The organism is Serratia sp. CMO1 (assembly GCF_015689115.1).
Classification (GTDB): Bacteria; Pseudomonadota; Gammaproteobacteria; order Enterobacterales; family Enterobacteriaceae; genus Serratia; species Serratia marcescens.
This window is the reverse complement of the sequence record NZ_CP065032.1, coordinates 766,218-779,188: the sequence shown is the minus strand read 5'-3', so window position 1 is coordinate 779,188 and position 12,971 is coordinate 766,218. Positions and strand designations below refer to the sequence as shown.

The window sequence follows — 12,971 nt, the reverse complement described above, 5'->3', positions numbered from 1 at the left end:
GGGCGCGTTGGCCGTGGCGGTAGACCATAACGGTATAAATGGCAAGCAGACGCGCTTTCCGGTACTATGCGGCGGTTTTTGAGTCAATGAGGCCGTAATAATGGCAACCACGCTGTTTAAAGATTTTCAGTTTGAAGCCGCACACCGCTTGCCGCACGTGCCGGAGGGCCATAAATGCGGCCGTCTGCATGGGCATTCGTTTATGGTGCGTCTGGAAGTGACCGGTGAAGTGGATCCCCACACCGGTTGGGTGATGGATTTCGCCGAGCTCAAGGCTGTGTTTTCCCCGATCTGGGAACGGCTGGATCACCATTATCTGAACGATATTCCAGGATTGGAAAATCCCACCAGCGAAGTGCTCGCCGCCTGGATTTGGCAGCAGCTCAAGCCCCAGTTACCGGAACTGACTGCGGTGATGGTGAAAGAGACCTGTACGGCGGGATGCGTATATAAAGGTTGATGCCGTGAGGGTATGTGCAGATACCCTCACACTACCTCGCCTTGCAGATCCAGACGCCGCGCCGTCCAGGGCCTTTCCGACAGGCTCAGCGCCATTCCCCCTCGATAGACGAACGTTTTGCTCTCGCCATCCTCAATGAACGCCGTCTCGTTTTCCATCGCCCGATAGCCGGCGCCGGTATAGTACTTTTCGCTTACCGCAAACAGTATGGAATACGCGATCCCTTTACTGCGCAAATAGTCATGCGCCTTCACCAGCATGTTTGCGGCCACGCCGCGGCGCCGATGCGTGTGTGCCACGGCCACCAGCCCGATGATGCCGATCACCTCGGCCTCACCGTCAATCAACACCGGCCGCTCATGCACCGCCAGTTGTCCGACGATCGCCTCGCCTTCCGTGGCGGTCACCAGGCAAGCCGGCTCCTGCCGCCGATAAAATCCGTCGGTTATCTCGGGGAAAGCGTCGGACAACAGCGAGCAAATCGACCGCAATTCCGCTTCCGTCACCGCCTCGAATGCACGCGATATAATTTTCACCGTAACTCCCGTCCCGTTCGAAGGCCTGCGGCCAATAAAAAACTCAGGCGATGTTCAGATACTTGTGGGTCTGCATCGACAGCCGCCAATTGCGCGCGATACAGGTTTCAATACACAGACGGGTCGCCTCTTCTTTCTGGCTGATCGGCTGCAGCGCGATAATGCGCGCCTTGTCATCCTGCAACGTCGCCAGCAGCGCATCCAGCGCCTCGATGTCGCGCTCGCGCGCCACCGGATGCTTCACCTCGTCGGCGCGCCGCAGCGCCTGATCCAACACCTTCATGCCGCCGCGCATATTCACCTTGGGCGAAACCGTCACCCAGGTGTTGGCGGAACAGCGAATTTCGTGGGTGCCGCTGGTTTCAATCTGGCAACGGTAGCCGTGCTGTTCGAACAGCTCGGTCAGCGGCGCCAGATCGTAAATGCAGGGTTCGCCGCCGGTGATCACCACATGGCGCGCGGTGTAGCCTTGTTGGCGCATCACCGCCAACAGCTGCTCGGCGCTGGCATTGCCCCAGGCGTCGCTCTCTTCTGTTTTGACCAGGATCCGTTGCAGGTCTACTTCCCGATGGGCTTCCTTTTCCCAGGTATGTTTGGTGTCGCACCAGCTGCACCCTACCGGGCAGCCCTGCAGGCGGATGAAAATGGCCGGCACGCCGGTGAAAAAGCCTTCGCCCTGCAAGGTTTGGAACATCTCGTTGATCGGGTACTGCATCGGTTTCTCAATCTGGAAAAGTAAAAAACGATTATCGCAGATTCCGGCTCGGCGACCAAACGGCCAAAATTGTATTAAATTTTTTCCTCCGCGCCGCCGCCAGCATATCTCACCGCCAATGGCGTTCATTTAATTTGTTAACCGGTATTAGGCCTTTCATCCGCGGTGCAACCTGCTCCACAGAAAACAACACGAAGTTAACAAATAAGATAATTATATTTGACATAAAGCGCCGACGCGCAGATGTATATACAAGCAAACACAAGCCGAGCATCAGTTTCGGCCACATACTATTCATCACGACTACATCTGCGTTTAGAGGGTGCCATGACTCATTCCACCAGCGAGTTAAACATTCAACAGGCCATCGACGACAGCAAGTTTTCGCTGTTTCACTGGACACTGATCGTTCTCGGATTCCTGATCCTCGCCATCGACGGTTTCGATACCGCCGCCATGGGCTATATCGCCCCCTCGGTCGCCAAAGACTGGGGCATCGTGAAGCAGGATCTGGGGCCGGTGCTGAGCGCCGCGCTGCTGGGGCTGTCGCTCGGCGCGCTGATAGCCGGGCCAATCTCCGACCGCATCGGCCGCAAGCGCGTGCTGGTGTTTTCCTGCCTGTTCTTCGGCCTGTCGAGCCTGGCCACCGCCTACGCCGGCTCGCTCAACAGCCTGACGCTGTGGCGTTTCCTCACCGGCCTCGGGCTGGGAGCGGCGATGCCCAACGCTATCACGCTGATCTCCGAATACGCGCCGCAGCGCTGCCGTTCGCTGGCGATCAATACCATGTATTGCGGCTTTCCGCTGGGCGCGGCCGGCGGCGGCGCCATTTCATCGTGGCTGATCCCGAGCTACGGCTGGCACAGCGTGCTGTTGCTCGGCGCCATTGCGCCGCTGGCGTTGACGGTTTTGCTGATCCTGCTGCTGCCGGAATCGGTCAAATATATGGTCAACCGCGGGCAGGATGCGGCGAAGATCAAACGCATCGCGCAACGCTTCGTCAGCCAGAGCCTCGACGGCGTGACGCGTTTTTACCTGTACGAAGAGAAGCTGACGCAGGCCAAGACCAGCGTCGGCCTGCTGTTCAGCCGCCCTTACCTGCTCGGCACGCTGATGCTGTGGGTGACCTACTTCATGGGGCTGGTGATCTATTACGTGCTGCTGAGCTGGATGCCAATCCTGATGCAGGGGCTGGGCTATCAGCTGGAACAGTCGGCGATGCTCACCTCGCTGTTCACCTTCGGCGGCACGCTGGGCATCCTGGTGGCCGGCTGGCTGATGGACCGCTGGAATGCGCACAAAGTGGTCTCGAGTGGCTTTGTCGTCACCGCCCTGCTGATCGTGGCGATGGCCACCGAAGACAAGCAGATCGTGCTGCTGGGCGCCTTCATCTTCCTGATGGGCGTCACCATGAACGGCGCGCAGTCCGGGCTGCAAACGCTGGCGGCCACCTTCTACCCGACCCACAGCCGCGCCACCGGCATCGCCTGGATGCAGGGCATCGGCCGCTTCGGCGGCGTCGCCGGCACCATGATGGGCGCCCAACTGCTGGCGATGCAGTGGGAAGTGCAGAGCATCCTGATGTTCCTGTGCGTACCGGCGCTGATCGCTGCCATCGCCACGGTGTGCAAGATGAGCCGCAAGCCGATGCTGCAACCGGCCGCCTGAGCCTGGCAAGCCCGCCCACGGCGGGCTTTCTTCCCGCGGTGATAGGGCTTGTTTATCCTCCGCCGCCAACTGTAATCAGTCTGTAAAAATATTGTGACTAGCCGCCCAAAAATGAGTCAATTTTAATTCATTTTTGCCGAACAGCTCACTTTTCTCCGGCTTTTCGCACATGAAGCCGGTGATAAAAAATCGCATATCAACCTGATATAAAAAGAAAATAACTTTTTCTTATGCCACTTTTCAGCGGCAACTGGTCAGTGTTGCATATGCTTGTACATACAAGTATATGTTAATAAGCCCTACGCATTGTTATGCCGTGGTACTCATCCCCACCGCGGCATGGAATCTGCACCGATACTGTTTGAGGAAAATGCTGTGACTACAAATAACAAAGTTCGCAATGTCGATGTACGCGCGCCACGCGGCACACAATTAAACGCAAAAAGCTGGCTGACCGAAGCGCCGTTACGCATGCTGATGAACAACCTCGATCCTGAAGTTGCGGAGAACCCACATGAGCTGGTGGTGTACGGCGGCATCGGCCGCGCCGCGCGCGACTGGGATTGCTACGACAAGATCGTCGAAACCCTGAAAACGCTGGAAGAGGACGAAACCCTGCTGGTGCAGTCCGGCAAGCCGGTCGGCGTATTCAAAACCCACAGCAACGCGCCGCGCGTGCTGATCGCCAACTCCAACCTGGTGCCGCACTGGGCGACCTGGGAACACTTCAACGAACTGGACGCCAAAGGCCTGGCCATGTACGGCCAGATGACCGCCGGCAGCTGGATCTACATCGGCAGCCAGGGCATCGTTCAGGGCACCTATGAGACCTTCGTCGAAGCGGGCCGCCAGCATTACGACGGCAGCCTGCAGGGGCGCTGGGTGCTGACCGCCGGTCTGGGCGGCATGGGCGGCGCGCAGCCGCTGGCCGCCACGCTGGCGGGCGCCTGCTCGCTGAACATCGAATGTCAGCAGAGCCGCATCGATTTCCGTCTGAAAACCCGCTACGTCGATGAGCAGGCCAAAGATCTGGACGACGCGCTGGCCCGCATCAAAAAATACACCTCAGAAGGCAAAGCCATCTCCATCGCCCTGTGCGGCAACGCGGCGGAAATCCTGCCTGAGCTGGTGCGCCGCGGCGTGCGCCCGGACATGGTCACCGATCAGACCAGCGCCCACGATCCGCTGAACGGCTATCTGCCGAAAGGCTGGAGCTGGGAAGAGTATCGCCAGCGCGCCCAGACCGAGCCGGCCAAGGTGGTCGCCGCCGCCAAGCAGTCGATGGCCGATCACGTCAAAGCCATGCTGGCGTTCCAGCAGATGGGCGTGCCGACCTTCGACTACGGCAACAACATTCGCCAGATGGCGAAAGAAACCGGCGTCGACAATGCCTTCGACTTCCCGGGCTTCGTGCCGGCCTACATCCGTCCGCTGTTCTGCCGCGGCATCGGGCCGTTCCGCTGGGCGGCGCTGTCCGGCGATCCGCAGGACATCTACAAAACCGACGCCATGGTGAAAGAGCTGATCCCGGATGACGAACACCTGCACCGCTGGCTGGACATGGCGCGCGAGCGCATCAGCTTCCAGGGCCTGCCGGCGCGCATCTGCTGGGTTGGCCTCGGCCAGCGCGCCAAGCTGGGTCTGGCGTTCAACGAGATGGTTCGCCGCGGCGAACTGTCCGCCCCGATCGTCATCGGCCGCGACCACCTGGATTCCGGCTCCGTTTCCAGCCCGAACCGTGAAACCGAAGCGATGAAAGACGGTTCCGATGCGGTTTCCGACTGGCCGCTGCTGAACGCCCTGCTGAACACCGCCAGCGGCGCCACCTGGGTTTCCCTGCACCACGGCGGCGGCGTCGGCATGGGCTTCTCCCAACACTCCGGCATGGTGATCGTCTGCGACGGCACCGACGAAGCCGCCGAGCGCATCGCCCGCGTGCTGCACAATGACCCGGCTACCGGGGTCATGCGTCACGCCGACGCCGGTTACGATATCGCTATCGACTGCGCCCGCGAGCAAGGCCTGAACCTGCCGATGGTTGCCGCGACCCAAGGAGAAAAAGCATGAAAGCGCTGACTATTCGCCCAGGCAAACTGACGCTGGCCCAACTGCGCGACGTCTATCAACATCCGGTGACGCTGACGCTGGACGACAACGCCTACGGCCCTATCCAGCAGAGCGTGGCCTGCGTGGAACGCATCGTTGAAGAAAACCGCACCACTTACGGCATCAACACCGGATTTGGCCTGCTGGCTTCGACGCGCATCGCCCGCGACGATCTGGAAAATCTGCAGCGCTCGATCGTGCTGTCACACGCCGCCGGCGTGGGCAAGCCGACCGACGACAATCTGGTGCGCCTGATCATGGTGCTGAAGATCAACAGCCTGTCGCGCGGCTTCTCCGGCATTCGCCTGGAAGTTATCCAGGCGCTGATCGCGCTGGTCAACGCCGAAGTCTATCCGCATATTCCGCTGAAAGGCTCGGTCGGCGCCTCCGGCGATCTGGCGCCGCTGGCGCACATGAGCCTGGTGCTGCTGGGCGAAGGCCAAGCGCGCCATCAGGGCCAATGGCTGCCGGCAACCGAAGCGCTGGCCAAAGCCGGCCTGAAACCGCTGACGCTGGCGGCGAAAGAGGGCCTGGCATTGCTGAACGGCACCCAAGTCTCCGCCGCCTTCGCGCTGCGCGGCCTGTTCGACGCGGAAGACCTGTTCGCCGCCGCGACCGTGGCGGGCAGCCTGACGGTGGAAGCGGCGCTGGGCTCCCGCAGCCCGTTCGATGCGCGCATCCACGAGGTGCGTGGCCAGCGCGGCCAGATCGACGCCGCCCTCGCCTACCGCCACCTGCTCGGCGCGCGCAGCGAAGTCTCCGACTCGCACCGCAACTGGGAAAAAGTGCAGGATCCTTACTCCCTGCGCTGCCAGCCGCAGGTAATGGGCGCCTGCCTGACGCAGATCCGTCAGGCCGCCGAGGTGCTGGAGATCGAAGCCAACGCCGTCTCCGATAACCCGCTGGTGTTCGCCGAGCAGGGTGACGTGCTGTCAGGTGGCAACTTCCACGCCGAACCGGTGGCGATGGCCGCCGATAACCTGGCGCTGGCATTCGCCGAAATCGGTTCGCTGTCCGAGCGCCGCATCTCGCTGATGATGGACAAACACATGTCGCAGTTGCCACCGTTCCTGGTGGAGAACGGCGGCGTGAACTCCGGCTTCATGATCGCTCAGGTCACCGCCGCGGCGCTGGCCAGCGAAAACAAAGCGCTGGCGCATCCATCGAGCGTCGACAGCATTCCGACCTCCGCCAACCAGGAGGACCACGTTTCCATGGCGCCGGCCGCCGGCCGCCGTCTGTGGAGCATGGCGGACAACGTGCGCGGCATTCTGGCGGTCGAGTGGCTGGCCGCCTGCCAGGGCCTGGATTTCCGCAACGGCCTGAAGACCTCGGAAGGTCTGGAGCAGGCGCGCCGTCTGCTGCGCGAGCATGTCAGTTTCTACGACAAGGATCGTTTCTTCGCCCCCGACATTGAAGCCGCCAGCCAGCTATTGGCGGCCGGTCACCTGACATCGCTGCTGCCTGCGGCGCTGCTGCCTAGCCAGGCATAATCATCACACACTGAATCACGCAGTTTGTTCTGCCCCGCCGGGTGCGTTCCACCCGGCGCGGGCAGCGCGTGCCTGTTCGGCAAACACTTAACGGGAAGCAACATGCGTAACGAAACGACACAACTCAGACGCGGACTAAACGCGCGGCATATCCGTTTCATGGCTCTCGGCTCGGCGATCGGCACCGGCCTGTTCTACGGCTCCGCCGGCGCCATCCAGCTGGCCGGCCCGGCGGTGCTGCTGGCCTACCTGGTGGGCGGCGCGGCGGTATTCATGGTGATGCGCGCGCTGGGTGAAATGGCGGTGCATCAGCCGGTTTCCGGCTCGTTCGGCCACTACGCCAGCCACTATCTCGGCCCGCTGGCCGGGTTCCTCACCGGCTGGACCTACACCTTTGAAATGGTGATCGTCGCCCTGGCGGACGTCACCGCCTTCGGCATCTATATGGGGCTGTGGTTCCCGGACGTCGCCCAGTGGGTCTGGGTGCTCAGCATCATCCTGTTTATCGGCGCGCTCAACCTGTGCAGCGTCAAGGTTTTCGGCGAGCTGGAGTTCTGGCTGTCGCTGGTCAAGGTCGCCGCCATCGTGGCGATGATCGTCGGCGGTGCGGCGGTGATGCTGTTCGGTTTCGGGCAAGCCCAGCACGCCACCGGCATCAGCAACCTGTGGCAGCACGGCGGCTTTATGCCTAACGGCATTGGCGGCGTGGTCGCGTCATTAGCGGTAGTGATGTTCGCCTTCGGCGGCATCGAGATCATCGGCATCACCGCCAGCGAGGCGAAAGACCCCGCCAAAGTGCTGCCGAAGGCGATCAACGCCGTGCCGGTGCGCATCCTGCTGTTTTACGTGCTGACGCTGACGGTGCTGATGGCGATCTATCCGTGGAACAGCATCGGCCAGAACGGCAGCCCGTTCGTTGAGATCTTCAGCAACCTCGGCATCAGCTCCGCCGCCAACGTGCTGAACGTGGTGGTGATCACCGCGGCCATTTCGGCCATCAACAGCGACATCTTCGGCGCCGGCCGCATGATGTACGGCATGGCGCAGGACGGCCAGGCGCCGCGCAGCTTCACCAAGCTGACCGCCAGCGGCGTGCCGTGGATGACGGTGCTGGTCATGTCAATCGCCCTGCTGCTGGCGGTGGTGCTCAACTACCTGATCCCGGAGAAGGTCTTCATGATCATCGCCTCGATCGCCACCTTCGCCACCGTCTGGGTGTGGCTGATGATCCTGCTGTCGCAGATCGTCATGCGCCGCACGCTGTCGCCGGAAGAAACCCGTCAGTTGAGCTTCCCGGTGCCGTGGTGGCCGGTGGCGCCGGCATTGGCGACCGCCTTTATGGCGTTCGTCATCGGCCTGCTCGGCTACTTCGAAGAGAGCCGCATCGCCCTGTATGTCGGGCTGGTGTGGATCGCGTTCCTCACCGCGGCTTACTGGCTGTGGGTACGCAAAAAAGGCGGCGGTTCGCCGGTGACCACAGCGACGCAACAGGTGTAACGCTCGCTTCGGCTAAAACCCGCTGCGGCGGGTTTTTTTATTGCGCCTGCGCCAGCGCCTGCAGGATATCCGCCTGCAGATCGTCAAACGCCTCCAGCCCGGCGGACAGCCGCACCAGCCCCTCGCTGATGTGGTGCCGTTTCCGCTCTTCCGGCGTGTAGGCCGAGTGCGTCATGCTGGCCGGGTGTTGCGCCAGGCTTTCGCAATCGCCCAGGCTGACCGCGCGCAAGATGAGCTGCAGCGCATTGAGGAAGCGAATGCCCGCACGCATTCCGCCCCGCAGTTCAAACGCCAGCATGCCGCCGGGGCGCGCCATTTGCCGCTGCGCCAACGCATGCTGCGGGAAGTTCGCCAGGCCGGGGTAATACACCCGCTCGATCGCCGGATGCTCCGTCAGCATCTCCGCCAGGCGCTGCGCGTTATCGCAATGACGATCCATGCGCAGCGGCAAGGTTTTCATCCCGCGCAGCACCAGCGCGGCATCCTGCGCCGACAGTACCGCCCCGTTCATGTCCTTTAGCCCCTCCAGACGGATCGCCTCGGCCAACGCCTGACGCGTCACCGCGATCCCGGCCAGGAGATCGCCGTGCCCGCCGAGGTACTTGGTCGCCGAGTGCACCACGATATCGGCGCCTAACGCCAGAGGCCGCTGCAGATAGGGCGTACAGTAGGTGTTGTCCACCAGCAGCAACGCTTGATGCCGATGGGCGATCTCCGCCACGGCGGCGATATCGATCAAGCGCATGTTGGGATTGGCCGGCGTTTCGCAATACACCAGCCGGGTATGCGGCCCCATGGCCGACGCCAGCCGCTCCGGCCGGGTCAGGTCAACGTGGGTTATCTTGACGCCAAAGCGCGCCAGACCATGATGAAAATAGCTGAAGGTGCAACCATAAACGGTTTCATCGACAATCAGCTCATCACCCGGTCTGAGCAGCGTCCAACAACACGCGGTGATCGCCCCCATACCGGAAGCGAACGCCACCGCCGCCTCCCCCTCCTCCAGGTTGGCGATGCGTTGCTCGAGCAGGTTTAACGTCGGGTTGGCGATGCGCGAATAAAAGTACCCCGGCTCGGTGCCGGCAAAGCAGGCGCCACCGTATTCCGCCGTGGGAAAAGCAAACGTAGAGCTCATAAACACCGGTGGAGACAGTGCACCCTGATACCGCTGAGGATCGTAGCCGTAATGAATAGCCCGGGTGGCAAAGTCGTGGCCAACTGCTGTAGCGGACATAACACAACTCCTTACCTGAGTGGGTGAAGCTTAATTCGACGATTCATCTGGCAGGGCTGACGGCAACGCGCTGTCTCGCGTGCGCTGGCCGATGATTTGTAAAGTACGCAGCAGCAACGTTAACCCCAGCAGGGTATCCGGCTGCTTCAGCAAGGCGTACAGCGCGCGAAAACTGGCCGGTGGTGGATTCAACTGCAGCTCGCTGTGCGCCATCTGCAGCGCCGTTCCGCCTTCCCAGCCGAGGGTCACCAAACCTTCAAAGACGCCGGCTAATTTCTCCACCAGCGCGTTGTCGGCAATATCCACCACGTCCGACAACAGCGACAACAGATCGACCACGTTATCCAACCGGCCACCCGCCAGCAGCGGCTGCAGTTTCTCGAGCAACGCCGCCAATGATTGCAGGTCAGCCGCATGCACCGTGCTTTCCGTCATATCAGCCCCCTTACCGTGGCCCAGTAAAGGCCGCGGTTAAACCCATTGCGCAGCATGCCGCCCACCTTGGTGGCGGGCGTCGGCAGCACGTCGTGACGGTAGTCGTACACCAGCGGCATGCCGGCATTCAGCCCCATTTGCGCGACCGCCTGCACCTTGCCGTCATAATGGCTCACTGTGTGGCCCAGCCGCATTTCCGCCACGATGTTGTCGGCAATGACCGGCGCCTGATTATGGCAAGAGCCGCCGGCCTTGCTGACCGGCAAATCCACGGTATCGCCTATGACATACACGCCCTGCTGGCCGTAGACCTGCAGCGTTTGATGATCGGTCGGCAGCCAGCCTTCACCGTTTTGACTCTCGCTCAACCCGGTATTGCGCACCGCTTCGACTGCGCGAATCGGCGGCGTTGCCATCAGAATGTCGAACGACTGCTCTTCCCCCTCAGCGGAATAGGCGATGTTACGTTGGGCGTCTACCCGGCTGAGGGTAAACCCACGCTGGTGGCGAATGTCGCGCGCGGCAAAAATGGCGGGCAACGCTTCGCCGGTCGGGCGCTGTAAAAACAGGCAGTTACGCAGCAGTTGAGAAATGGTTGGGTAGGTATAAACGATCTCCACCGCCTTGCGCACGCCGCGCCGCCGCAGGTAGTCGTCCAGCATCAGGGTGGTTTCGATCGGTGCGATGCCGCACTGATGGGGCACGTTGGGCGTTTCAGGGAAGGACACGGTGATGAAAATGCGGCCTTTCTCGATCGTCGCCAATTTATGCGCTAACCGCCTGGCGGCCTGATACTGGTAAAAATGATCGCCCGCCTGCGCCAATCCTTCGATGCGCTCTGGCCAAGGTACGCAGCCGGTGGCGAAAACCAGAAAATCATAGGAATAAAATTTACCGCTTTGCGTCGCTATGCTTCGCTGTTTTAAATCGAAAGATTCCGCCTTATCAATAATAAACTGTATTTCGGGCCGCAATAAACTCCGCTGTGAGCGCGTGAGCTCTTGCTTGAAAAAAGTATTGAACGCCACATACATAAACGCCGGTTTGTAATAATGCAGCGGTGAATCCGATATCATTAATAACTCGACTTTATTATTAATAATTTCCCGGTGCAATTTTGCGGCCAATAAATTGGCCAGGATGGTGCCGCCGGTTCCGCCGCCGACAATGATGATTCGCTGTCGCATCAAGCCCTCACTCAACCGGCCAGCAAGCCGGCAGTATTAAGGTATGGTGATGATGAATGTCTACGGCAGAACGGCGAAAAATAAACTGCCTTATTGGCAGTCTAGTAACGAATAGTTATAAAGCAAATGAAATGGGAATATAAAATAAACGCATTTACTATCTTTAATGAAATTATCGGGTTAAACAAAACCGCGCTTTCAATGAAAAACTTATTATTAAACTGACAATCATCACGAATTTAAAACATAAAAAAACCCGCCGCAGCGGGTTTTTATTTAGCAACCGAATCGGTCGAACTTATTGGCCTTTAACTTCTTTCAGGCCGTTGAACGGCGCACGGTCACCCAGCGCTTCTTCGATACGGATCAGTTGGTTGTACTTGGCAACGCGGTCAGAACGGCTCATGGAACCGGTTTTGATCTGGCCAGCCGCAGTCCCTACCGCCAGGTCAGCGATGGTCGCGTCTTCGGTTTCACCGGAACGGTGAGAGATCACCGCGGTGTAACCGGCGTCTTTCGCCATCTTGATAGCTGCCAGGGTTTCGGTCAGAGAACCGATCTGGTTGAACTTGATCAGGATGGAGTTAGCGATGCCTTTCTCGATGCCTTCTTTCAGGATCTTGGTGTTGGTTACGAACAGATCGTCACCCACCAGCTGGATTTTGTCGCCCAGAACTTTGGTCTGGTAAGCGAAGCCTGCCCAGTCGGATTCATCCAGGCCATCTTCGATAGACACGATTGGGTACTGTTTGGTCAGCTCTTCCAGGAAGTGAGTGAACTCTTCGGAAGTGAAGGCCTTGTTGCCTTCGCCGGCCAGCACATATTTACCGTCTTTGTAGAACTCGGAAGCCGCGCAGTCCATCGCCAGAGTGACGTCTTTGCCCAGCTCGTAGCCCGCCGCTTTTACCGCTTCAGCGATAACCGCCAGCGCTTCGGCGTTGGAACCCAGGTTTGGCGCGTAGCCGCCTTCGTCGCCCACGGCGGTGTTCATGCCTTTGGCTTTCAGAACTTTCGCCAGGTGGTGGAACACTTCGGAACCGATGCGCACCGCTTCTTTCAGGGTTTTCGCGCCAACCGGCTGAATCATGAATTCCTGAATGTCGACGTTGTTGTCAGCGTGCTCGCCGCCGTTGATGATGTTCATCATCGGCAGTGGCATGGAGAATTTGCCTGGGGTGCCGTTCAGTTCAGCGATGTGCTCGTACAGCGGCATGCCTTTAGAGGCTGCGGCTGCTTTCGCTGCTGCCAGGGAAACCGCCAGAATGGCGTTGGCGCCGAAGTTGGATTTGTTCTCGGTGCCGTCCAGCTCGATCATGATCTTGTCGATGTTCGCCTGGTCTTTGGCATCTTTACCCAGTACTGCCTGAGCAATCGGACCGTTTACTGCGGCAACGGCTTTCAGTACGCCTTTACCCAGGAAACGAGACTTGTCACCGTCACGCAGTTCCAGCGCTTCGCGGGAACCGGTAGAAGCACCTGACGGCGCAGCAGCCAGGCCTACGAAACCGCCTTCCAGATGAACTTCGGCTTCAACAGTCGGGTTACCGCGGGAGTCGATGATTTCACGACCGATGACTTTAACGATTTTGGACATTAGGTTTTCCTCAGTACAAGTTAAACTAAAACTCCAGACAAACAGC

Annotated in this window: 11 protein-coding genes; 5 read left to right on the top strand and 6 right to left on the bottom strand. The window is 59.9% G+C overall.

The annotated features are described in order from the left end of the window. The first annotated feature begins 100 nt into the window (after nt 1-100). Complete coding sequence (queD, locus tag IT763_RS03555) at nt 101-460, top strand: 6-carboxytetrahydropterin synthase QueD (protein ID WP_004932638.1); 360 nt, start codon at nt 101-103, stop codon at nt 458-460. Between the two features lie 26 nt (nt 461-486). Here the strand turns inward: queD and IT763_RS03550 are convergent, their stop codons facing one another. Next, a complete protein-coding gene (locus IT763_RS03550; RefSeq protein WP_206195180.1) occupies nt 487-996 on the bottom strand; it encodes a GNAT family N-acetyltransferase in 510 nt (169 codons plus the stop codon). Between the two features lie 43 nt (nt 997-1,039). Next, nucleotides 1,040-1,711 carry a 7-carboxy-7-deazaguanine synthase QueE gene (queE, locus tag IT763_RS03545; protein WP_004932641.1) on the bottom strand — a complete coding sequence of 224 codons (672 nt, stop codon included), beginning with the start codon at nt 1,709-1,711 and terminating at the stop codon, nt 1,040-1,042. A 327-nt stretch (nt 1,712-2,038) separates the two neighbouring features. Here queE and IT763_RS03540 point away from each other — a divergent pair, with 327 nt between their 5' ends. From IT763_RS03540 to IT763_RS03525, 4 genes are all read left to right on the top strand, one after another. Further along, nucleotides 2,039-3,379: an aromatic acid/H+ symport family MFS transporter gene (locus IT763_RS03540; protein ID WP_016929055.1), complete on the top strand. Its 1,341-nt coding sequence runs from the start codon at nt 2,039-2,041 to the stop codon at nt 3,377-3,379. A 375-nt stretch (nt 3,380-3,754) separates the two neighbouring features. Next, complete coding sequence (gene hutU / locus IT763_RS03535) at nt 3,755-5,446, top strand: urocanate hydratase (protein ID WP_025159649.1); 1,692 nt, start codon at nt 3,755-3,757, stop codon at nt 5,444-5,446. Beyond that, nucleotides 5,443-6,978, top strand: coding sequence for a histidine ammonia-lyase (gene hutH / locus IT763_RS03530; RefSeq protein WP_206195179.1), 1,536 nt, complete (start codon nt 5,443-5,445; stop codon nt 6,976-6,978). The genes hutU and hutH overlap by 4 nt, the downstream gene beginning before the upstream one ends. 102 nt (nt 6,979-7,080) lie before the next feature. Beyond that, nucleotides 7,081-8,475, top strand: coding sequence for an amino acid permease (locus IT763_RS03525; protein WP_206195178.1), 1,395 nt, complete (start codon nt 7,081-7,083; stop codon nt 8,473-8,475). A 37-nt stretch (nt 8,476-8,512) separates the two neighbouring features. On the opposite strand, the gene IT763_RS03520 is transcribed toward IT763_RS03525, so the two are convergent. The 4 genes from IT763_RS03520 to eno form a co-directional block, all read right to left on the bottom strand. Continuing rightward, the gene (locus tag IT763_RS03520) at nt 8,513-9,709 is read right to left on the bottom strand and encodes a methionine gamma-lyase (RefSeq protein ID WP_028127848.1); all 1,197 of its coding nucleotides are present in this window, start codon (nt 9,707-9,709) and stop codon (nt 8,513-8,515) included. Nucleotides 9,710-9,739: 30 nt separating this feature from the next. Continuing rightward, nucleotides 9,740-10,144, bottom strand: a complete 405-nt coding sequence (locus IT763_RS03515; protein ID WP_080286892.1) for a hypothetical protein — start codon at nt 10,142-10,144, stop codon at nt 9,740-9,742. Then, nucleotides 10,141-11,331 (bottom strand): FAD/NAD(P)-binding oxidoreductase, encoded by a 1,191-nt coding sequence (locus IT763_RS03510; protein WP_206195177.1) that lies wholly within the window; start codon nt 11,329-11,331, stop codon nt 10,141-10,143. The genes IT763_RS03515 and IT763_RS03510 overlap by 4 nt, the downstream gene beginning before the upstream one ends. Nucleotides 11,332-11,629: 298 nt before the next feature. Beyond that, nucleotides 11,630-12,925 carry a phosphopyruvate hydratase gene (gene eno / locus IT763_RS03505; protein WP_004932670.1) on the bottom strand — a complete coding sequence of 432 codons (1,296 nt, stop codon included), beginning with the start codon at nt 12,923-12,925 and terminating at the stop codon, nt 11,630-11,632. Nucleotides 12,926-12,971: the final 46 nt, after the last annotated feature.

What these genes read in the sequence shown, in the direction of transcription:
- IT763_RS03540 (WP_016929055.1), top strand. Translation starts at nt 2,039, where the DNA reads ATGACTCATTCCACCAGCGAGTTAAACATTCAACAGGCCATCGACGAC.
- IT763_RS03510 (WP_206195177.1), bottom strand. Translation starts at nt 11,331, where the DNA reads ATGCGACAGCGAATCATCATTGTCGGCGGCGGAACCGGCGGCACCATC.
- hutH (WP_206195179.1), top strand. Translation starts at nt 5,443, where the DNA reads ATGAAAGCGCTGACTATTCGCCCAGGCAAACTGACGCTGGCCCAACTG.
- eno (WP_004932670.1), bottom strand. Translation starts at nt 12,925, where the DNA reads ATGTCCAAAATCGTTAAAGTCATCGGTCGTGAAATCATCGACTCCCGC.
- IT763_RS03515 (WP_080286892.1), bottom strand. Translation starts at nt 10,144, where the DNA reads ATGACGGAAAGCACGGTGCATGCGGCTGACCTGCAATCATTGGCGGCG.
- queD (WP_004932638.1), top strand. Translation starts at nt 101, where the DNA reads ATGGCAACCACGCTGTTTAAAGATTTTCAGTTTGAAGCCGCACACCGC.
- IT763_RS03525 (WP_206195178.1), top strand. Translation starts at nt 7,081, where the DNA reads ATGCGTAACGAAACGACACAACTCAGACGCGGACTAAACGCGCGGCAT.
- IT763_RS03520 (WP_028127848.1), bottom strand. Translation starts at nt 9,709, where the DNA reads ATGTCCGCTACAGCAGTTGGCCACGACTTTGCCACCCGGGCTATTCAT.
- queE (WP_004932641.1), bottom strand. Translation starts at nt 1,711, where the DNA reads ATGCAGTACCCGATCAACGAGATGTTCCAAACCTTGCAGGGCGAAGGC.